Source organism: Nonomuraea solani, from assembly GCF_900108335.1.
Taxonomy (GTDB): domain Bacteria; phylum Actinomycetota; class Actinomycetes; order Streptosporangiales; family Streptosporangiaceae; genus Nonomuraea; species Nonomuraea solani.
Window position 1 is genome coordinate 79,784 of sequence record NZ_FNVT01000021.1, and the last position, 20,616, is coordinate 100,399.

The window sequence follows — 20,616 nt, forward strand, 5'->3', positions numbered from 1 at the left end:
GCGACCGGCTCGCCTCACGGAGTGAGGCCATGCGCGGGGTCGAACTCATTGCTGCAGAGACTTCGTTACTTCGGTGTTGAGCTGAGCCACCTTGGCCGCGTCACCGAACACGGCCTCACGCGCCAGGCGCAGCCACGGGCCCTGCGGGTCGTTGAAGGTCTGGCCGAAGCGCAGCGCGAACGGGGTCTGGCCCTTGGCCACCAGCGAGTTGATCAGCACCACGCGGGGGTCCTCGGAAGAGTACTTGTTACTGGCCAGGTCGGTACGCGCCAGCACGTCCTTGTTCTTGGCCATGACCTCGACCTGGGCGTCGTCGGAGACCGTCCAGGACAGGAACTCCCAGGCCGCGTCGGCGTTCTTGGACGTGGCCGAGATGCCGACCGAGTCGCCGCCCACGAACGTGGACTCGCCGCCGTCGGGACCGGCGATCGGGGTGACGCCGATCTTCATCTCCGCGGGCATGAGGCCGAGCGTGGTGGAGGGCATCGGCATGACGCCGATCTCACCCTTGGGGAAGAAGCCGGTCCAGGTCGGGCCCTGCTCCTCCTTGGCCGTCGGGCCGGTGGCCTTCTTCTCGTACAGGTCGCGGTAGATCTTGAAGACGTCGGTCATGGCGGCCTGGTCGTTGAGCGAGGTCGTGCCCTCGGGGTTCATGACCTGCGCGCCGGCCGCCCACACCGACGGCCAGAAGGTGAACACGTAGCAGCCGCCGCAGTTTCCGCCGAAGAAGGTGCCGTGCACCTTGCCGTCCTTGCCGAGCTTCTCCTGGATCGTGGTGGCCTGCTCGGCGAACTCCTTCAGCGTCTTCGGCCCCTTCTCGGGGTCGAGGCCGGCCTTCTCGTACAGGTCCTTGTTCCAGAACCAGACCGACAGGTCGAGCGTGTGCGGGAGCGTGTACTGCCGGTTGTCCAGCGTGCCCAGCTTCATGTGCGAGGGGGCGAGCTTGTCCTTGTACGGCAGGGCGGCGATCCTGTCGGTGACGTCCATGAACAGGCCCTGGGAGGTGTAGTTCGGGACGAAGATGACGTCTGCCGCGAACACGTCGGGCAACTGCTTGGCGCCGGCCGCGGCGGCGATGCGGGGCTGGTAGTTGTCGGTCGGGATGACGGTGAGCTTGACCTGGTTCTTGTGACTGCTGTTGTAGGCCTTCACCAGACGTTCGCTCTGCGCCTGGGTGGCCGCGCGGGTCCACATGGTGATCGTCACGGGAGTGTCCGCCGCCTGCGTCGCGCCGCCACCACCGCCGCCGCTGCCGCAGGCCGCTGCTGTGAGCGCTAACACACCGAGAAGGGAGATCCCGGCCAGCCTTCGTCTCATGATGTGCTCCTGGACTTAAAGGTTTTCGGAAACGTAGAAGAAACATGAGCCCATGTCAATGGGTGCTAGGGTGCTAAGCAGTTCACAATTCACCGAAAAGGGTTTCGAAGTATGGCGAGTAAGCGGGCGACCATCAACGATGTGGCCTCGCTGGCGGGGGTTTCGATCGCCACGGCGTCCAAGGCTCTGAACGGGCGCCAGGATGTGCGGGCCGCGACGCGTGAGCGGGTGCTCGCCGCCGCGGCGGAGCTCTCCTTCCAGCCGAACGCCCTGGCCAGGGGGCTGCTGTCCGGGCAGACGCGCACGGTGGGGCTGCTGACGTCCGACAGCGTCGGGCGGTTCGGCATCCCGGTGCTGCTGGGCGCGGAGGACGCGTTCGGGGCCGGGGAGATGGCCGTGCTGCTCTGTGACGCGCGGGGCGACGCCATCAGGGAGCAGCACCACCTGCGGGCGCTGCTGTCGCGGCGGGTGGACGGGCTGATCGTGGTGGGCGAGAGCACCAACCCGCGGCCTTCGGTGAGCAAGGACCTGCCGGTGCCGGTCGTGTACGCGTACGCGGCGTCGCAGGACCCCGAGGACGTCTCGTTCGTGCCGGACGACGTCGGGTCGGCGATGATGGCCGTCAACCACCTGCTGGCCCTGGGCCGGCGGCGGATCGCGCACATCACCGGGCCCACGCACTACAAGGCCGCCCAGGACCGCGCGGAGGGCTTCCGCCTGGCCCTCGCGGAGGCGGGGGTCGAGCAGGCCGGGCAGACGCTGTCCGGGGTGTGGTCGCAGCGCTGGGGGCGGCACGCGGCCGAGATGCTGCTGATGGCCGAGCCCGAGATCGACGCGGTGTTCTGCGGCAGCGACCAGATCGCGGCCGGCTTCGTGGAGGCGGCCAGGGAACGCGGGCGGCGGGTGCCCGACGACATCGCGGTGGTGGGTTACGACAACTGGGAGGTCCTCTCGACGGAGACCCGCCCGGCTTTGACGACGGTCGACATGAACCTCGAACTTCTTGGCAGAACGGCCGCCCAGCACCTCTTCGCCGCCATAGACGGCAGGGCCACCCCCGGCGTCCACAAGATGCCCTGCCACCTCGTCATCCGCGACTCCACCTCCCCACCCGGCGTCTCCTGACCCCGGCCCGCCCGAGGCACAGGCGTGAAAGCGCCGTGCCCCCCACGACGGCGGGGAAGACGCGTACGGCGGGAACCCCGTACGAGCGGCTGGTAATCCGGATTAGCACTGCGGAAACCCTTGACACCGCACGACCGCGCGGCGAACAATCGCAGGCATCGCCACGCGCTAATGCGCATTAGCTGAGGAACCGCAATGCCTCCCGACCCATCCCGCCGCCTGACCCAGCGCGACATCGCCCGGCTGGCCGGTGTCAGCCAGACGACCGTCTCCCTGGTGCTCAACAACCGGGCCGACGCCGAGTCCCGCATCCCCGCGGAAACCAGGGACCGCGTGCTCCGCGTGATCAGGGAGACCGGCTACGTCGCCGATCCCGCCGCCCGCAGGCTGGCCGCCGGCCGCAACCGCATCCTCGGTGTGTTCACCTACGAGCCGGTCTTCCCGAGCGCGACCGGCGACTTCTTCCACCCGTTCCTGGTCGGCATCGAGGAGTGCGCCGAGCGCTGCGGCTGCGACCTGCTGCTGTTCACCAGCGCCCCCACCGTGGCCGGCCGCAAGCGGGTCTACCACCAGGACCACCGGCTCAGGCTGGCCGACGGCTGCGTGCTGCTGGGCCGCGAGCTGGACAGGGAGGACCTGTCCAGGCTGGTCGCCGAGGGCTACCCGTTCGTGTCGGTCGGCCGCCGCGACGACGCCGGCGGCACGGTGCCCTACGTCGGCGCCGACTACCCGGCCGCCGTCAAGGAGTTGGTCGCCCGGATCAGGGCGATGGGCCACGAGCGCATCGCGTACCTGGGCCACGGCCAGGGCCCCGAGTCCTACGCCGACCGCTTCCGCGGCTTCGCCGAGGCCGTACCGGACGCGCCGCTCCTGGCCCCCGGCGAGCCCGCCGCCATGGTGGCGCGGGTGCTGGTCGCCGGTGTGACGGCGGTGCTGGCCGAGGAATACGCCGACGCCGTCGCCCTGACCGACCTGCTCGGCAAGCGCGGCATCTCCGTACCCGGCGACCTGTCGGTCGTCACGCTGGGCGACCCCACGCGGCCCGCCCCCACCGACATCGACTTCACCGGCTTCCGCATCCCGCGCAGGGAGATGGGCCGGCTGGCGGTCGAGGACCTCACCGAACTGATCGAGGGCGGCTCGCCCGCGCAGCGCCTGCTGCCCTGCGAGTTCGCCGAAGGCGCCACCCTGGCGCCCGCACGCACATGAAGGGACCGGACTTGCGCGAGTCGAGCACCGAGGTACTGATCGTCGGGGGCGGCCTCGGAGGCGTGGCGGCCGCGCTGGCGGCCCTGCGGGCGGGCCGGAGGGTGGTGCTGACCGAGGAGTACGACTGGCTCGGTGGCCAGCTCACCAGCCAGGCGGTCCCGCCCGACGAGCACACGTGGGTCGAACGGTTCGGCGTCACGGCGAGCTACCGGGAGCTGCGTGACGGCATCAGGGACTACTACCGCCGCCACTACCCGCTGACCGAGGGCGCCCGCGCCTGGCGGGAGCTCAACCCGGGCGCGGGCCACGTCAGCCCGCTGTGCCACGAGCCCAGGGTCGCGGTCGCGGTGATCGACGCCCTGCTGGCCCCCTACCGGGGCGGCGGGCTGCTGACCGTGCTGCAGCCGTACCGGCCGGTCGCGGCCGAGGTGGACGGCGACCGGGTGAGCGCCGTGAAGCTCGCGCACCGCGACGGCGGCGACGACCTCTGGATCAGCGCCCCCTACATCCTGGACGCCACCGAGACGGGCGAACTGCTGCCGCTCACCGGCACCGAATACGTCACCGGCTTCGAGTCCCAGGCCGACACCGGCGAGCCCAGCGCGCCGGCCACCGCGCAGCCGCACAACATGCAGGCCGTCTCGGTGTGCTTCGCGATCGACCACGTGGACGGCGACCACACGATCGAGCGGCCGGAGCGCTACGACTTCTGGCGGGCGTACCAGCCGGAGTTCTGGGGCGGGCCGATGCTCGGCTGGCGCACCCCCAACCCGCGCACGCTGGAGATCTCCGAGCGCTCGTTCACCCCCAACCCCGGCGACGACCCGCTTCAGGTCCGCGCCGACCAGCGGCGCAACCCCGGCGACGGGAACCTGTGGACCTTCCGCAGGATCGCCGCCCGCGACCTGTTCACGCCCGGCGCGTACGCCAGCGACATCACGCTGGTGAACTGGCCGATGATCGACTACCTGGAGGGCGCGATCATCGACGTGCCCGACGCGGATGAGCACCTCCGCCGGGCCCGAGAGCTGTCCAAGTCGGTCCTGTACTGGATGCAGACCGAGGCGCCGCGTCCCGACGGCGGCACCGGCTGGCCGGGGCTGCGGCTGCGCGGCGACGTCACGGGCTCGGCCGACGGCCTGGCGCAGGCACCCTACGTACGGGAGTCGCGCCGGATCCTGGGCGAGTACACGATCGTCGAGCAGGACCTGTCCATGGCCGTACGCGGCGACAAGGGCGCGGCCCGCTACACCGACTCGGCCGGCATCGGCATGTACCGCATCGACCTGCACCCGTCCACGGGCGGCGACAACTACCTGGACGTCCCGAGCAGCCCGTTCGAGCTACCGCTCGGTGCGCTGCTGCCCCGCCGCGTGACCAACCTGCTCCCGGCGGGCAAGAACCTGGCCACCACCCACATCACCAACGGCTGCTACCGCCTGCACCCGGTCGAATGGAACATCGGGGAGGCCGCCGGCGCGCTGGCCGCGTTCTGCCTCGACCGGGCCGCCTCGCCGCACGCCGTACGCAACGATCCCGGCCTGCTCGCCGACTTCCAGGCGCGCCTGGAGGAGCAGGGCGTCGAACTCCACTGGCCGGACGTGTCCGGCTACTGATCTCCCCCCATTTTAGGAGCGCCGATGCGCATCACCATGGCCGCCGCCGGCCTCGCGGGCCTGCTCACCCTGACCGCCTGCGGTTCGGGCGCGGACACCGCCGCGAGCGGGCCCGCCTCCCTGCGGATGACGATCTGGACCGGCAACGCCGAGCACCTGAGCCTGCTGAACGGGATCGCCGACGAATATCGCAAGACCCACAAGGACGTGGCGGCGATCAAGTTCGACACGCTGCCGATCGAGAACTACACCACCACGCTGACCACCCAGATCGCCGGCGGGAACGCTCCCGACATGGCCTGGGTCCTGGAGAACTCCGCGCCCGACTTCGTCGGCTCCGGCGCGCTCGCACCGCTGACCAACCTGGTCAAGCCGGAGGAGCTGGCGCCCTCCACCACGAAGTTGTGGCAGCGCGACGGCAAGCTGTACGCCTACCCGTTCTCCAACTCGCCCTTCGGCGTGTTCGTGAACCGCGACCTGCTGAAGGAGGCCGGGCAGAAGGCGCCCAAGGCGGGCTGGACGTGGGAGCAGGCCGTCGCGATGGCCGCCGCCGTGAACAAGAAGACCGGCAAGGCCGGCCTGGTGGTGCGCGACTTCGACTACAAGGGCTGGGACAACCTGGCGACCGTCTGGGGTGGCTGGGGCGCGGAGGCGTGGAGCGAGGACGGCAAGACCTGCGGTTTCGCGAAGCCGGAGATGGTCGAGGCGATGACCTTCCTCCATAAGTCGATATTTCAGGACAAGGCGTTGCCTGCTCCGGGCACCACCGCCGACTTCTTCGCCGGCGAGGCCGGAATGACGGTCACCCAGATCTCGCGGGCGTCCCTCCTCAAAGACGCCACCTTCGAGTGGGACCTGATCCCGCTGCCCACCGGCCCGAAGGGCGCCTACAGCGTCATCGGCCAGGCGGGCATCGGCGTCATCAAGAAGAGCCCGAACGCCGCCAAGGCCGCCGACTTCCTGTCCTTCCTCACCAACCCGGAGAACTCCGCCAAGCTCGGCCAGTACTTCCCGCCGCCGCGTACCCAGCTCCTCACCGCCGAGAGCCTCGGCAAGAGCAACCCGCTGCTCAAGCCCGAGCAGCTCCAGCAGGTCGTGATCGACGGCATCGCGAACGGCCGGGTCAAGCCCAGCCACTCCGGCCAGGCCGAGCTGGCCCAGACCGTGCGGGCCGGCCTCGACCCCCTCTGGCAGCCGAACGCCGACGTGGCCGCGACGCTGACCGGGGTGTGCTCCGCCATCCAGCCGATGCTGGCCAAGTAATGCCGATTCGTTCGACGTGGTGGACAGCGAGCCGCCGGGACCACCTGATCGGGTACGCCTTCGTGGCCCCGCAGTTGGCCGGCAGCCTGCTGTTCGTGTTCCTCCCGCTCGGCCTGGTCGTCTACTACAGCCTGCACGAATGGAACGTGCTCGCCGACACCTTCGACTTCGTCGGCGGCGACAACTACCGTCAGCTCCTCGCCGACCCGAACGTCCCCAAGGTCCTGACCGCCACCGCGCTGTTCTCGATCGGTCTCGTGGTCTTCAACCTCTCGCTGGCCATGCTGCTCGCCGTGCTGCTCAACCAGCGGCTGCGCGGCACGGTGGTGTTCAGGACGCTGTTCTTCTCGCCGGTGGTCGTCTCGCTGGTCGCCTGGACGATCGTGTGGGGCTTCCTGCTCCAGTCGAACGGCGGCGTCAACGCCCTGCTCCAGACCGTCGGCATCGAGGGCCCCAACTGGCTGCGGACCGGCACGGGCGCGATGGTGTCGGTGGTCGCCGTCCAGGTCTTCAAGAACGTCGGGCTCAACATGGTGCTGTTCCTCGCCGCCCTGCAGGGTGTGCCGAAGGAGCTGTACGAGGCCGCCAGGATCGACGGAGCGGGGGCGTGGACCAGGTTCGCCAGGATCACGCTGCCGATGATCAGCCCCACCGTGCTGCTCACCTCGATCATCACGATCGCCGGGTCGCTGCAGGTGTTCGCGCAGATCGCGGTGCTCACCCAGGGCGGCCCCGGCACCTCGACGACGGTGCTCGTCTACTACCTCTACCAGCAGGCCTTCCAGTTCCACCACTTCGGCTACGGCGCCACGCTGTCGGTGCTGCTCTTCGTGATCGTGCTCGCCCTCACCGTGCTGCAGTGGCGGATGCGCAGGAGGTGGGTGTTCCATGAGGCGTAAGACCCTCCTGTACGGCGTGCTCTGCGTGCTGTGCGTGCCCTTCGTCTTCCCGACCTGGTGGATGGTCACCTCCTCGCTGAAGCCGGTGAGCGAGATCTTCGCCTTCCCGCCGACGCTGCTGCCCGGGCAGCCCCGGCTGGAGGCGTACCGTCAGGTGTTCGAGCTGCAGCCGTTCGCGCAGCAGTACTGGAACAGCCTCTACATCGCCGCCGTCGTCACCGTGGGCACCCTCGCGGTGTCGGCGCTGGCGGGCTGGGCGTTCGCGCGCATCCGCTTCCGCGGCTCGAACGCGCTGTTCCTGGTCATCCTCGTCGGCCTGCTGATCCCCAGCGAGGTCACGATCGTGCCGTTGTTCCGGCTCTTCCACTCGGCCGGGCTGACCGACACGCACTGGCCGCTCATCCTCATCCCGATCCTGGGCGCGCCGAGCGTGCTGGCCACGTTCATCATGCGGCAGTTCTTCATCGCGCTGCCCAAGGAGCTCGACGAGGCCGCGGCGGTCGACGGGCTGGGCCGGCTGGCCACGTTCTGGCGGATCGGGCTGCCGCTGGCCAGGCCCGCCGTCGGCGCGGTGGCGATCTTCACGTTCCTGCACAGCTGGAACCTCTACCTCGAACCGATCGTGTTCCTCAGCACGCCGGAGCGGTTCACGCTGCCGCAGGCGCTCACCCAGTTCGTGGACGCCTACGGCGGGCCCATGTGGAACGTGCAGCTCGCGGCCGCGTCGCTGACCGCGCTGCCGGTGCTCGTGGTGTTCGTGCTGGCGCAGAAGCAGTTCGTCGAGGGTCTGGCGCACACGGGTCTCAAGGGATGATTTCCTGTACGCATGCCTGATCTCGTGGTGGACGGCGGCGACAAGCTGTGCGTTCAGTTGCTCATCGAGCTGCGCGCTCACGTGCGCGCGGCCGGTCCCGGCGCCGTGATCCACCTGATCGCCGCCGATCCCGCCGCGCCCGTCGACCTGCCGGCGTGGTGCCACCTGACCGGGCACACCTACCTGGGGCCCGTCGAGGGGGCCGAGCGGGCGACGTACGCGCTGCGGGTGGCGGGGGCCGCCAAGGAGACCGCGGACACCCGGCCCTGGCACCCGGCTTAAGCGGTTAACATCCTCACCGGACGGGCACCATGCCCTTGGACCGCGGGGGTCCTAGAGTATGGGGGGTTATCCGGTTCAGAGAGGGAGTCCGTGAAGCGACCGACGATCGCCGACATCGCCAGCCGGGCGGGAGTGTCCAAGGTGGCGGTCTCCTACGCGCTCAACGGGCAACCGGGGGTGTCCGAGGCGACGCGGGCCCGGATCATCGCCATCGCCGACGAGATCGGCTGGCGGCCCAACAGCGCGGCGCGGGCGCTCAACGGCGCCAGGGCCAACTGCGTCGGGCTCGCGCTCTGCCGGCCCGCGCGCATCCTGGGCGTCGAACCGTTCTTCATGGAGCTGATCAGCGGCATCGAGGGCGTGCTCGCCGACCGCTCCTACGCCCTGCTGCTCCAGGTGGTCACCAGCCACCAGCAGGAGAGCGAGGTCTACCGGCACTGGTGGGGCGAGAGCCGCATCGACGGCGTGTTCCTCGTCGACCTGCACTACTCCGACTCGCGCGTGAGCGAGCTCGAACGGCTCGGCATGCCCGCCGTGGTCATCGGCCATCCCTCCGAGTCGGGGTCGCTGTCGGCCATCTGGTCCGAGGAGGGCGACGCCGTCCGCGAGACCGTCGGCTACCTGGTGGCGCTGGGCCACCGCCGCCTCGCGCGGGTGGCCGGGCTGCCCGAACTGGTCCACACGACCGTCCGCGACCAGGCGTTCGCCCAGGCGTGCGAAGGGGTGGCCGAGCACGTCACGGTGCACACCGACTACACCGGCGAGGAGGGCGCCCGGGCCACCAGACGGCTCCTCAGCTCACCCGACCGGCCGACCGCCATCGTGTACGACAACGACATCATGGCCGTGGCCGGGCTGTCCGTGGCGCAGGAGATGCGGGTGGAGGTGCCGCGCGACCTGTCGATCGTGGCCTGGGACGACTCGCCGCTGGCCCAGGTCGTCCGGCCGCCGCTGACCGCGCTCACCCGTGACATTCCGGCGTACGGGGCGCACGCGGCGCAGAAGTTGCTGGCCCTGATCGCGGGTGAGAGCGTGCCGCCCTACCAGGACCAGGCCGCCATCCTCACCCCGCGCGGCAGCACCGGCCCCGCCCACTGAGGCTTTTTCCGCTTTTTCGGCTTTTCGGGCCCATGGCACGTGCCACAGGTCCGACGTACGGCTGGCAGACCGTCCGTCCTGACCTGTGGCACGTGCCATCCCCTCCTCGCGGCGTGCCCTTGGGGAGCCGTCCCCGCATCCCCCGGCCGAGACGGCTCCAGTTTGTTGGAGCGCCTGGAGCAATGCCTGAGTACCTCCCTGCTCAAACGAGATCGGAAAGTGACCTTTGGTCCCGATAGAGGCTTGACAAATTTTTTTGTCGGCTACTACTCTCATCACACGGACAACGGAGGTCAGCATGAGCAACGTCACCTCAGCGGACGGCACCCCCATCGCCTTCACCCGCGTGGGCCAGGGCCCGGCGGTCATCCTCGTGGACGGGGCGCTCAGCCACCGGGCGCAGAGCATCAACGCCGACCTGGCCACGGCGCTGGCCGGGCGGGGGTTCACCGTCTACACCTACGACCGGCGCGGGCGGGGCGAGAGCGGCGACACCGCCCCCTACGCCCCTGAGCGCGAGGTCGAGGACCTGGCCGCGATCGCCTCTGTGGCGGACGGCCCCATCCGGCTCTACGGCACGTCGTCGGGCGCCGCCGTCGCCCTTGCGGCCGCGGAGAGCGAGGTGCCGATCGAGCGGCTGGCCCTCTACGAGCCGCCGTTCATCGTGGACGACACGCGGCCCGCCATCCCGGCCGACTACGTACGGACCCTGAACGAACTGACTGCCGCCGACCGGCGCGCCGAGGCGGTGCGCTACTTCATGCGCCGGGGTGTCGGGCTGCCGGGCGCGGTCGTGGCCATGATGCGCTTCATGCCCGCCTGGCCCAAGCTCAAGGCGGTGGCGCACACGCTGCCGTACGACGTGGCGTTCGTGTCTCCTTACGAGCACGGCAAGCCCTACCCCGCCGGCACCTGGGGCTCGGTCAAGGTGCCCACGCTGGTCATGGACGGGGGCAAGAGCCCGGCGTGGATCCGTAACGCCGCCAGGTCACTGGCCGAGCTGCTGCCCACGGCCGAGCACCGGACACTCGAAGGTCAGACTCATATCGTCAAGGCGGCCGCGCTGGCGCCCGTACTGGAGGGGTTCTTCCGATGAGATTTCGCACCACGGTCGAGCTGGGCGGCAAGACCGCCACGGGTATCGCGGTTCCCGACGAGGTCGTCGAGGAGCTCGGCAGCGGCAAGCGGCCCGCCGTGACCGTCACCATCAACTCCCACACCTACCGCAGCACCGTGGCCACCATGGGGGGCCGGTTCATGCTGCCGCTCAGCGCCGAGAACCGGCAGGGGGCCGGGGTGGCGGCGGGTGACGAGGCCGAGGTGGAGGTCACGCTCGACACCGCGCCCCGGGAGATCAGCGTGCCCGACGACCTGGCGGCGGCGCTGGCGGACGCACCCGAGGCCAAGGCGTTCTTCGAGAGCCTGTCGTACTCGCGGCAGCGGCGGTGGGTGCTGCAGATCGAGGCCGCCAAGAAGCCGGAGACCCGGCAGCGGCGCGTCGCCGACACGGTCGCCAAACTCGCCGCCGGCGTCGCCTGACCCACAGAGCGAAGCCCGACTGTATGGCGTGATCTGACGACACGGCCCGACCACGACGCCCAAGCCTGGCCGCAAGGCGGGCCGGGGATGGCGGACCGATGGACGGCGGAGCGGCGGGCGGCGGACGGGGAGATGGCAGAGCAGCCGATGCCGAGCCGGCCGATGCCGAGCCGCAGGACGGCAGGCCCGCGGCGGCAGGCCAAGGGACGGTAGACGGGCCGATGGCGGGACCAGGGGATGCTGATGCGCAGGACGGTGGGCCGGGGTCGGTGAGCTGTGGTTGCGGGGGTCTGGGATGGCGAGCTGTAGGTGCGGGAAACCGGGATGGCGGGCCGTTGGGGCGGGGGCCGGGGGTCGCGTGGCTGCTCACCATGACCGTGGGTGGGCCGGTGTTCCCGGTGCGGGGGTGGGGGCGTAACGGCAGGTCTGGCGGGTAGACGGGCGATATGACTGAGGCGTTCGACACCGAAGACCTTGATATCGACACGCTGTGGGAAGAGTTCCACCGGGCGGTCAACATGAACTCCGCGGAGCTGCGCTCCTTCCTGCTCGCCGACGCCTCCCACGAAGAGGGCTTCCCACCCGACCCGGACATGGGCATCGACGAGCTGGGCCGGGGCGTGCTGCACGTCCTGAACAAGCGCAAGCACGATCTCACCAACGAGGACGTCGAGGTGATGCGCCAGATCGTGGACTTCGTCGGGACCATGGGCGACAAGACGGACGACGACTCGCGGCGGGTGCTCATGCTCGTGGGCCACGATCCGCTGAAAGGATGACCCATGGTCGAGCCGCGCCCGTGGATCGAGGGGTACGTACGCGCCTGGAACAGCAACGATCCCGACGACATCGCCGCCCTGTTCACCGAGAACGCGGTCTACTACACCGAGCCGTACAGCTCACCGTGGCAGGGGCGCGACGAGATCGTCTCGCAGTGGCTGGGGAGGGCCGACAAGCCTGGTGAGGCATCGTTCGAGTGGCATCCGGTGAGCGTGACGGAGGACGTCGGCGTCATTCAGTGTGTCACGACATATCCCGACAAAACGTACAGCAATCTGTGGGTGATACGGTTCGTTCCCGACGGGCGATGCCGGGAATTCACTGAATGGTGGATGCGGCACGATGCCAAATGATGCAATGGGCCGAGCCGTCTTCACCCGAGGAGATCCGTTGAGAGACAACCTCGACCTCGCCGCGAGCGCCCAGGAACTGGCCGACGCCGCCCCGACGGGATCGATCGACCGTGCCGCCGCCACCTCCGTGGCCATCACCCTGGCCACCACGCGCGACATCACCGACGCCAGAAAGACGCTCGACGGTCTCTCCCCGGCAGAGGTCCGCCAAGCGGCCCTGGACCTCTTCGACCGGCTCTCAACAGGCTGATCCCAGGCGGGCCCGTACGCCGCGACGGGCGTAGGTGGCGGCCCGGTTGTCACGGTGGAGCTGGAGGGCGTGGTTGAGCGCCATGACGAGCCCGAGCAGTTCGAACACGAGCTGACCGGGCTCCGTGCCCTCCGGCAGGTCACCGGCGTCCACGGCACGCCCGGCCTCCTTGTCGAGCCGCGCCCGCCAGGCGTCGAACCTGGCCGCCACCGCGTCCCTGACCGGCCCCGGCCGGCCGTCGAACTCGTGCGCCGCCGCCACGAAGAAGCAGCCGCCGGGGAACACCCCGCGTTCCAGGTAGGAGATCCACGCTTCGCACAACACCCGCAGCCGGGCCAGCCCCGGTGCGGCGGGCAGCGCGGGCTCCCACACCTCGGTACGGAAGATCTGGCCGGCGCGGTCGAGCACGGCGAGCTGAAGGGCCTCCTTGGAGCCGAAGTGCCCGAGGACGCCCGATTTGCTCATGCCCAGCTCGGTGGCGAGCCGCCCGATGGTGAGCCCTTCCAGCCCTTCCAGTGAGGCGATGCCCACCGAGCGGTCGAGAATGGCCGCACGGGTGCCGAGAGCTTCGGCGGCGGACCTGCGCGGGCTCACCGGGCCACTCGCTGATCGGCGGACGTGCGCGGGCTGCTCATCAGGCCTCCATCTGGTCGGCGGACTCACGCGGGCCCATCTTGAGCCGCTCTCCGGTCAGCGGGCTCACGGAGGCTCGTCGGGCCGCTCTGATCGGGGTGCGTGGGGTTCAGATTAGCGTCCGAACGTTCGGTTGCTATAGTCCGGCCCATGAATGGATCACGACTTGTCTCCGCAGGCCACTACCAGCCCGCCAAAGTCCTGACAAATGATGATCTGGCGGCGATGGTGGATACCAGCGACGAGTGGATCACCCAGCGGGTCGGGATCCGTACCAGACATGTGGCCGAACCCGGCGAGACCGTGGCGGACGTGGCGACGCACGCCGCCGCCAAGGCTCTGGCGGGCAGCGGGCTGGACGCGTCCGATATCGACCTCGTCCTGATCGCCACCTGCACGCAGACCGAGCGCGCCCCCAACGTCGCCTCCCGGGTGGCGGCCCGGCTCGGCGTGCCGGGGGCCGCCCTCATGGACGTCGGCGTCTCGTGCTCCGGCTTCACCCACGCCCTGGCCCAGGCCGACCACGCGATCCGCGCGGGCGCCGCCACGAACGCCCTGGTCGTGGGGGCGGACCTGATGACCACGGTGACCGACTGGACCGACCGCACCACGTGCGTGCTAACGGGCGACGGGGCGGGGGCGGTCGTGATCAGCGCTTCCGCGGAGGCCGGGATCGGGCCCGTCGTGTGGGGGTCGGCGCCGGAGCTGGGCAGCGCCGTACGGATCGAGGGCACCCCCACCCGCTTCGCCCAGGACGGCCAGAGCGTCTACCGCTGGGCGACCACGCAACTGCCCGGCATCGCCCGCCGGGCCTGCGAGCGGGGCGGCGTACGGCCGGAGGAACTGGCGGCGGTGGTGCTGCACCAGGCGAACCTGCGCATCATCGAGCCCATCGCCAAGAAGCTCGGCGCGGTCAACGCGATCATCGCGCGGGACGTGGTGGAGTCGGGCAACACCTCGGCCGCGAGCGTGCCCCTGGCCCTGTCGAAACTGCTGGAAGGTGGCGAGGTGCCGCAGGGGGCGCCGATGCTGCTGTTCGGGTTTGGCGGCAACCTGTCCTACGCGGGGATGGTCGTCCGCCACCCCTGACGCGGTCCTACGAGCCGCGTAGGTGGTCGACCAGTTTCTTGATTTCGCGGGCGTAGTGCTCGCCGAACTCCGGTGAGGCCGCGTCCTGGCCCCAGACGGCTCGGATGAGCTGGGGGTAGGCGATGCCCGCCGCTGTCAAGGAGAACAGCGCCACCAGGACCGCGCCCGGGTCGAGGTCGGCGGGGAACTCGCCCGCCTCCTGACGTCGCCGCAGGTGTTCGAGGTCGCGGCGCACGTCCGCCACGAACGCCGGGTCGGCCGGCCCCTCGTCGGTGAGGCCCTGCCAGAGCAGGAGCCGGCCGAAGTCGCGGTGTGAGACGTTGGCGCGCACGTAGGTGGCGGCCAGGTCGCCGAGCGAGGCCGAGGGGTCGGCGAAGGTGCTCTCCTCGGCCTGCCAGCGGGTGGTCAGCGCCTGGAAAAGGCCCTCTTTGCCACCGAAATAGTAAGAGATGAGCTGCTTGTTCACCCCGGCCCTGGCGGCGATCTCACCGACCCGCGCGCCGGCGAATCCCTTGGCCGCGAACTCCTCCAACGCCGCCTGCAGAATGCGGGCCTTCGTGCGCTCCGGGTCGCGCTGCTTCTCCTCCGGTGCTCGTCTCATGGGCCGAACCTTATCATCCATACGGATGGTTGACAGAATCATCCATACGGTTGATAGTCGGAGACATGACACAGGACATCGCGATCATCGGTGGCGGGATCGGCGGGCTCTGCCTGGCCCAGGGGCTGCGCGAGGCGGGCCTCGACGTGACCGTCTACGAGCGGGACGTGACCCCGGCCGACCGGCTGCAGGGCTACCGCGTGCACATCGATCCGCACGGCGCCCGCGCGCTGCACGACTGCCTGCCCGCGCACCTGTGGCGGGCCTTCCTGGACACCACCGGGCGGGGCGACCAGGACTTCGCCTTCCTGACCGAGCGGTTGCGGCTGCTCGCCGTGATCGACACGCCCAAGGTGGCCGACCCCGCCGACGACCATCACTCGGTCAGCCGCATCATGCTCCGGCAGGTGCTGCTGTCCGGGCTCGGGGACACCGTACGGTTCGGGAAGACGTACGAGCGGTATGAACGGCTGCCCGACGGGCGGGTCGAACTGTTCTTCGCCGACGGGACAAGCGCGACGGCCGGGATCGTGGTCGCCGCGGACGGCGGGAACTCGCGGGTGCGCGCGCCGCACGACCTGAGCGAACCAACGGCGAACGGTGGGATCGGGGTGACGGAGCAGGAAGGGGCGCTCATGGACAACACCAGCAGCTATGTGTTGTGGGCGCTCGGCGCGGCTGCGGGGCGGTTTCCGAGTGATATTTCGGAAATGTCGGGTGAGCAGCTCAAGGCCACCGTGGCGCGCATGGTCAGCACCTGGCACCCCGGCCTGCGGACGCTGATCGACCGTTCGCACCCGGACACGGTCAGCCTGCTGCCCATCCGTACCTCGATCCCGATCGACCCCTGGCCGGCCACGAACATCACCCTGCTCGGCGACGCCATCCACAGCATGACCCCGATGGGCGGCATCGGCGCGAACACCGCGCTGCGCGACGCCCGCCTCCTCCGCGCCGCCCTCACCGGCGGCGGCGATCCGGTGCAGGCCATCGCGAGCTACGAGGCCCAGATGCGCGAGTACGGCTTCGCCGCCGTACGCGGCTCGCATCGCCTGGCCGAGCAGTTCGTGGGAAACAGCCGGGTGGCGCGGGCGGGGTTCAAGACCTTCCTGCGCGTGGTCCAGCGCCTCCCCCGGCTGAAGGCCAAGGTGTTCTCCTGACCAAGCCCTGTTGCGCGGGAGGATCAGGACGAAGAGGGTGGAGTCATGCCAGGCATCGACACGCTGGACGGCCTGCTCCAGGCCGTCGAAGAGTTCGATACGGACGGATACGAGTTGCCGGTGGAGGCGGCCGCCCTCGACCGGGCCAGAGGGTCGATCGAGGAGTCGGGGCTGCTGCTGCTCGGCGAGATCCACGGGGTCAAGGAGAACCCGCTCGTCATCCTCGGGCTCATGCGCCTCCTCGGGCTGACCCACCTGGCCCTCGAATGGTCGGAGAACCTGAAACCGCAGCTCGACCGCTACCTGACCGACGGAACGGGGCTCGACCATCCGCTGTGGTGGCTCGGCGACGGGCGCGTCACGGCGGGGCACTTCGCGATGCTGCGCGCGATTCCGGGGCTGACGGTCACGCTGTTCGACGGGGGAATGAACACCGGCGACTGGTCGCAGCGGGACGCCCTGATGGCGGAGCGGGTGCTGGCGGCGGCCGGCGAGCCCATGCTCGTCGTGGCGGGCAACGCTCACACGCTGACTTCGCCCACCGAGCTGGGGCTGCCGATGGGGGCCTGCCTGGCCAGCGCGCGGCCGTCGCTGGCCAGCGTACGGATCGACTACGGCAGGGGCGACTTCTACAACATCGAGCCACGGCAGATCAGGCAGCACTCGGTGGTGGCGGGGCTGCGGGCGACGGACGACGGGCTGGTCGTGGGACTGCCCGAGTTCGGCGAGGCCATGGTGCCGCACCTGCCGGTCGAGCTGCTGCAGGAACGGCTCAACCTCTGACCTCCGATCGGGGCGGGGCAAGCAGTGCGTACTGTGGACTCGGCTTCGCGGGTGTGGAGGGTGGATGCGGGTCGGGATTCTGGGGCCGCTGCGGGTGGCCGGTGGCGAGGTCGGCGGGGCTCGGGTGCGGGCCCTGCTCGTACGGCTCGCGCTCGACCCCGGCCGGGTGGTGACCGCCGATCGCCTGATCGAGGACCTGTGGCCCGGTGAGACGCCCGCGCATCCCACGGCGGCGCTGCAGTCGCTGGTGTCCAGGGCGCGCAGGGAGGCGCCCGGCCTGATCTCCTCCCATCCCGCCGGTTACCTGCTCGACGTGGCGCCGTCGGAGGTGGACGCGCAGCGGTTCGAACGGCTGGCGCGAGACGGCGACGCGCGGGCGGCGCTGGCGCTCTGGCGGGGCGCGGCCCTGGCGGACGCGGCCGAGCTGCCCTTCGCCACCGGGCCCGCCGCCCGCCTTGAGGAGCTGCGCCTCACCACGCTGGCCGAACGCATAGCGGCCGACCTCGATCAGGGCCCCGAGCAGGGTCTGGTGGCGGAGCTGGAGGAGCTGGTGGCCGTGCACCGGCTGCGGGAGCCGTTCCACGCGCTGCTCATGCGAGCTCTGGTCGCCAGGGGGCGGCGGGCGGAGGCGCTGACGGTCTTCGAGGGGATCAGGACGGATCTGGCGTCGGAGCTGGGCGTCGATCCGGGGCCCGAGCTGCGGGAGGCGCACCTGGCGGCGCTGCGCGACGCGGAGCCCGTACGGAAGAGCAATCTGCCCGCGCGGCTGACCAGGTTCGTGGGGCGCGAAGAGGACGTCTCCCGCCTCCGGCACCTCCTCGAAGAGGCCAGGCTGGTGACGCTGGCCGGGCCCGGCGGGGCCGGGAAGACGCGGCTGGCGGTGGAGGTGGCGGCGGAGCTCGACGTGCCCGACGGTGTGTGGCTGGTCGAGCTGGCCTCCGCCGCCGGGGTCCAGGCGGCGGTGGAGGGGGTGCTCAAGGTCACCGACCTGGTACGCGCGCTGCGCGGCACCGCGCCCCTGATCGTGCTGGACAACTGCGAGCACGTGATCGAGGAGGCCGCCCGGGTGGCGGCGTGGCTGCTGGCCGAGGTGCCGGGGCTGCGGATCATGGCCACCAGCAGGGAGCCGCTCGACATCCCCGGCGAACGCCTGCACCAGGTGCTTCCGCTGCCGGAAGGACCGGCCACCGAGCTGTTCGGCGACCGGGCCGCCGCCGCGCGCCCTGACCTGGTCGTCGATCCCGCGCAGCAGGCGCGCATCTGCCGGGAGCTCGACGGGATCCCGCTGGCCATCGAGCTGGCGGCGGCGCGGCTGCGTACGATGCCGGTGTCCGTGCTGGTCGAGCAGCTCGGCGACCGCCTGGCCTTCCGTGGCGGCCGTACGGCCGAGCCGCGCCACCGCACGCTGCGCGCCGTCATCGACTGGAGCTGGAACCTGCTGTCGGAACGCGAGCGCGAGCTGCTGCGCGGCCTGACGGTCTTCTCCGGCGGCGCCACGTACGACGCCATCGCGCGGGTGTGCGGCGGCGACCCGGAGTCGCTCTCCTCGCTGGTGGACAAGTCGCTCATCTCGGTCGCCGGTGACCGCTACACGATGCTGGAGACGATCAGGCAGTACGCCGCCGCCGACCTCCCCGAGCTGCGCCAGGCCCACGCCCGTTACTACACGGAGCTGGCCGAGGAGGCGGAGCCGTACCTGCGGACGGGCGCGCAGCTCGGCCGGCTGGCGGTGCTGGACGCCGAGCGGGGGAACCTGGACACGGCGCTGCGGCACTCCGACGACCCGCTCCGGCTCATGCTGGCGCGCCTCCTGCCCTGGATCATGCGCGGGCGGCAGCGGGAGATGGCCGCGCAGGCCGCGGCGGTGCTGGCCAGGGTCGGCCCGGTGGCGCCGCGGGGGCGGGAGCTGGCGCACGGGCTGTGCGTGGTGATGTCCGGAGGTGAGCCCACCGAGGCGGTGCTGGAGTCCGACCATCTGGCCGCGATGTACGCCTGGCTGATGGCGCCGTCCGGCGACGTGGCGGCCAGGGCGGAGCGGGGCGTGGCGCGGCTGCGCGACCATCCCGACCTCTGGACCAGGTCGTCGGCGCTGGTGGTCGGGGGGATCGTGCGGTTCGAGTACGGGGCCGTGGCGGGGGCCGAGGATCTGCTGGAGCCGGCGCTGGCCGGGTTCCGGGCCCTCGGTGACCGGTGGGGGCAGTGGGCGGCGCTCTACTGGCTGTCGCTGGTGGCCGAGAACCGGGGCGACTTCGCGGCGGCCGTGACACTGGCCGAGGAGCCGGAGCGGCTCGCCGCCGAGCTGGCCGGGCTCGGCGCCTCCATGGGGCCGATGAGCTTCCTGCTGCGCCTCGGGCAGCTCAAGGCGCGGGCCGGCGACCACGCGGGCGCCGCGGCGGCGCTGGAGCGGGCGTGGGAGGCGGCGGAGCGCTCGGAGGACCTGGAGCTGATCGCCCGGGTCCTGCACGGCCGGGCCGAGCTGGCCCGGCGCACCGGTGACCCGGGCGCGGCGGCCCGCCTGCTGAAGGAGGCGCTGACGCTCGACGTCGAGAGCCCCGCGCAGTTCCGGGCGTTCATGAACGTCGAGCTGGCCCGGGTGACCCCCGACCCGGCCGGGCCGCTGCGCCTGGCGCTGGAGCTGATGGACGGCTGCTCCGACAGGACCGCGCGGGCGGCCGTGCTGGAGGGCGTGGCCGAGCACCTGGAGCCGGCGCGGGCGGCCGAGCTGCTCGGGGCCGCGCGGGCGCTGCGCGGGATCGCCGAGTCGGCCGATCCCCACGTCGGCGCGCTGGCGGCGCGGTGTGCGGCCGCGCTGGGTGCGGACGGCTTCCGTCAGGCGCTGGCCAGGGGCGCGGCGCTGCCGAATCCCGAGAGGTCAGGGGCGCAGCTGGTGAAATAGGGCGACCCGGGTGTGGTGGTATTCGAGGTCCTCCGCGTCGTGGGCCACTCCCGCGGCCACGGCCTTGTGGAAGTAGGCGTACTCCCTGCGCAGCTTGTGCCGTACGAGCTGGGCCAGCGACTCCTCGTCGAGGCGCGCCGCCGTGCCGCCGGCCTCGTGATAGGCGGCCACGAACTCCTCGCTCGGCCCGTTGACGTCGTCGCCCCATTCGAGGGCGGCGGCGGCCAGTTCGAGCTCGGGGGCGCCGACGAAGGTCTCGTCCCAGTCGAGCACCGCCACGATCTCGTCGTCCCTGGCCAGGGTGTTGCCGGTGTAGAAATCACCGTGCAGGGGATGGCGTAGCGGATGTGTGACATGGAAGGCGGCCAGCCAGCGGTCGAGCGCGGGGTCGTCGAGCCCGGCGGCGTCCGGCGGCGGGTCGCCGTACAGGCCGGACTCCTGGAAGGCGGGTGCGGGGCGTGGTCCCGGGCGGCAGTCGGCCAGGGATTCGTGCAGCCTGGCCAGCAGCCGGGCGCCCGCCACACGCTGCGCGGGGACGCCGGAGTCGGGCCAGGAGCCCGTCACGTACGGCCAGCAGGAGATCGGCCGGCCGGCCACCATGATGACCGTCGTCCCGTCGGGAGCCGGCAGGGGCGCGACGGCCTCCGGGAGGGTGGCGGCGGCGTGCCGGGCGATCGCGTGGCACCACTCGGATTCGGCGGCGGCGCGCCACGCCGGGCCGACACGGATGACGTGATCGCCGAGACGGTGGGCCGCGGACTCCTCGCCCCCGTGCAGGCGTTCGGCTTCGCCCGTGACGCCCCAGGCCAGGGTCGCCGCGGCACGGATCTCAGGGGTCAGGGGCGTCTCGACGTAGAGCATCCGTCCAGCGTACGGTCGAGATCGTGCTTCCGGTTTGGCGGCGCATGC

Annotated in this window: 21 protein-coding genes; 17 read left to right on the top strand and 4 right to left on the bottom strand. The window is 71.0% G+C overall.

What is annotated here, in order from left to right:
• Positions 1-45: 45 nt before the first annotated feature.
• Positions 46-1,317, bottom strand: a complete 1,272-nt coding sequence (locus C4V41_RS47785; RefSeq protein WP_103962702.1) for an ABC transporter substrate-binding protein — start codon at positions 1,315-1,317, stop codon at positions 46-48.
• 111 nt (positions 1,318-1,428) lie between these two features.
• Here C4V41_RS47785 and C4V41_RS47790 point away from each other — a divergent pair, with 111 nt between their 5' ends.
• The 13 genes from C4V41_RS47790 to C4V41_RS47850 all read left to right on the top strand — a co-directional run bounded on the left by C4V41_RS47790 (position 1,429) and on the right by C4V41_RS47850 (position 12,545).
• Positions 1,429-2,442 carry a LacI family DNA-binding transcriptional regulator gene (locus tag C4V41_RS47790; protein ID WP_103962703.1) on the top strand — a complete coding sequence of 338 codons (1,014 nt, stop codon included), beginning with the start codon at positions 1,429-1,431 and terminating at the stop codon, positions 2,440-2,442.
• Between the two features lie 195 nt (positions 2,443-2,637).
• Positions 2,638-3,651 (top strand): LacI family DNA-binding transcriptional regulator, encoded by a 1,014-nt coding sequence (locus C4V41_RS47795; protein ID WP_103962704.1) that lies wholly within the window; start codon positions 2,638-2,640, stop codon positions 3,649-3,651.
• A gap of 11 nt (positions 3,652-3,662) precedes the next feature.
• Complete coding sequence (locus tag C4V41_RS47800; protein ID WP_200824743.1) at positions 3,663-5,267, top strand: FAD-dependent oxidoreductase; 1,605 nt, start codon at positions 3,663-3,665, stop codon at positions 5,265-5,267.
• A gap of 24 nt (positions 5,268-5,291) precedes the next feature.
• Positions 5,292-6,530: an ABC transporter substrate-binding protein gene (locus C4V41_RS47805; protein WP_103962706.1), complete on the top strand. Its 1,239-nt coding sequence runs from the start codon at positions 5,292-5,294 to the stop codon at positions 6,528-6,530.
• A complete protein-coding gene (locus C4V41_RS47810) occupies positions 6,530-7,429 on the top strand; it encodes a carbohydrate ABC transporter permease (RefSeq protein ID WP_103962707.1) in 900 nt (299 codons plus the stop codon). Before C4V41_RS47805 ends, C4V41_RS47810 begins: the two co-directional genes overlap by 1 nt.
• The gene (locus tag C4V41_RS47815) at positions 7,419-8,243 is read left to right on the top strand and encodes a carbohydrate ABC transporter permease (protein ID WP_103962708.1); all 825 of its coding nucleotides are present in this window, start codon (positions 7,419-7,421) and stop codon (positions 8,241-8,243) included. The genes C4V41_RS47810 and C4V41_RS47815 overlap by 11 nt, the downstream gene beginning before the upstream one ends.
• A 12-nt stretch (positions 8,244-8,255) precedes the next feature.
• The gene (locus tag C4V41_RS47820; protein WP_103962709.1) at positions 8,256-8,525 is read left to right on the top strand and encodes a sulfurtransferase TusA family protein; all 270 of its coding nucleotides are present in this window, start codon (positions 8,256-8,258) and stop codon (positions 8,523-8,525) included.
• Between the two features lie 90 nt (positions 8,526-8,615).
• Positions 8,616-9,623: a LacI family DNA-binding transcriptional regulator gene (locus C4V41_RS47825; RefSeq protein ID WP_103962710.1), complete on the top strand. Its 1,008-nt coding sequence runs from the start codon at positions 8,616-8,618 to the stop codon at positions 9,621-9,623.
• Positions 9,624-9,921: 298 nt separating this feature from the next.
• A complete protein-coding gene (locus C4V41_RS47830) occupies positions 9,922-10,719 on the top strand; it encodes an alpha/beta fold hydrolase (protein WP_103962711.1) in 798 nt (265 codons plus the stop codon).
• The gene (locus tag C4V41_RS47835; protein WP_103962712.1) at positions 10,716-11,162 is read left to right on the top strand and encodes a YdeI/OmpD-associated family protein; all 447 of its coding nucleotides are present in this window, start codon (positions 10,716-10,718) and stop codon (positions 11,160-11,162) included. The genes C4V41_RS47830 and C4V41_RS47835 overlap by 4 nt, the downstream gene beginning before the upstream one ends.
• A 446-nt stretch (positions 11,163-11,608) precedes the next feature.
• Positions 11,609-11,941 carry a DUF3140 domain-containing protein gene (locus C4V41_RS47840; protein WP_103962713.1) on the top strand — a complete coding sequence of 111 codons (333 nt, stop codon included), beginning with the start codon at positions 11,609-11,611 and terminating at the stop codon, positions 11,939-11,941.
• 3 nt (positions 11,942-11,944) lie between these two features.
• Positions 11,945-12,295, top strand: a complete 351-nt coding sequence (locus tag C4V41_RS47845; RefSeq protein WP_103962714.1) for a nuclear transport factor 2 family protein — start codon at positions 11,945-11,947, stop codon at positions 12,293-12,295.
• A gap of 37 nt (positions 12,296-12,332) precedes the next feature.
• On the top strand, positions 12,333-12,545 hold the full coding sequence (locus tag C4V41_RS47850; protein ID WP_103962715.1) for a hypothetical protein: 213 nt from the start codon (positions 12,333-12,335) through the stop codon (positions 12,543-12,545).
• Here C4V41_RS47850 and C4V41_RS47855 read toward each other — a convergent pair.
• Positions 12,534-13,139 carry a TetR/AcrR family transcriptional regulator gene (locus tag C4V41_RS47855; protein WP_103962716.1) on the bottom strand — a complete coding sequence of 202 codons (606 nt, stop codon included), beginning with the start codon at positions 13,137-13,139 and terminating at the stop codon, positions 12,534-12,536. The two genes, C4V41_RS47850 and C4V41_RS47855, sit on opposite strands and share 12 nt — an antisense overlap.
• Before the next feature lie 189 nt (positions 13,140-13,328).
• On the opposite strand from C4V41_RS47855, the gene C4V41_RS47860 reads away from it, so the two are divergent.
• Positions 13,329-14,267: a beta-ketoacyl-ACP synthase III gene (locus C4V41_RS47860; RefSeq protein ID WP_103962717.1), complete on the top strand. Its 939-nt coding sequence runs from the start codon at positions 13,329-13,331 to the stop codon at positions 14,265-14,267.
• Positions 14,268-14,274: 7 nt separating this feature from the next.
• On the opposite strand, the gene C4V41_RS47865 is transcribed toward C4V41_RS47860, so the two are convergent.
• Positions 14,275-14,868 (bottom strand): TetR/AcrR family transcriptional regulator, encoded by a 594-nt coding sequence (locus C4V41_RS47865; RefSeq protein WP_200824744.1) that lies wholly within the window; start codon positions 14,866-14,868, stop codon positions 14,275-14,277.
• A 65-nt stretch (positions 14,869-14,933) separates the two neighbouring features.
• On the opposite strand from C4V41_RS47865, the gene C4V41_RS47870 reads away from it, so the two are divergent.
• The 3 genes from C4V41_RS47870 (at position 14,934) to C4V41_RS47880 (ending at position 19,707) form a co-directional block, all read left to right on the top strand.
• Complete coding sequence (locus tag C4V41_RS47870; RefSeq protein WP_103962719.1) at positions 14,934-16,028, top strand: FAD-dependent oxidoreductase; 1,095 nt, start codon at positions 14,934-14,936, stop codon at positions 16,026-16,028.
• Between the two features lie 45 nt (positions 16,029-16,073).
• Positions 16,074-16,811: a hypothetical protein gene (locus C4V41_RS47875; RefSeq protein WP_103962720.1), complete on the top strand. Its 738-nt coding sequence runs from the start codon at positions 16,074-16,076 to the stop codon at positions 16,809-16,811.
• Between the two features lie 64 nt (positions 16,812-16,875).
• Positions 16,876-19,707 carry a BTAD domain-containing putative transcriptional regulator gene (locus tag C4V41_RS47880; protein WP_103962721.1) on the top strand — a complete coding sequence of 944 codons (2,832 nt, stop codon included), beginning with the start codon at positions 16,876-16,878 and terminating at the stop codon, positions 19,705-19,707.
• On the opposite strand, the gene C4V41_RS47885 is transcribed toward C4V41_RS47880, so the two are convergent.
• Positions 19,684-20,568, bottom strand: a complete 885-nt coding sequence (locus C4V41_RS47885; protein ID WP_103962722.1) for a phosphotransferase enzyme family protein — start codon at positions 20,566-20,568, stop codon at positions 19,684-19,686. The two genes, C4V41_RS47880 and C4V41_RS47885, sit on opposite strands and share 24 nt — an antisense overlap.
• Positions 20,569-20,616 lie beyond the last annotated feature (48 nt).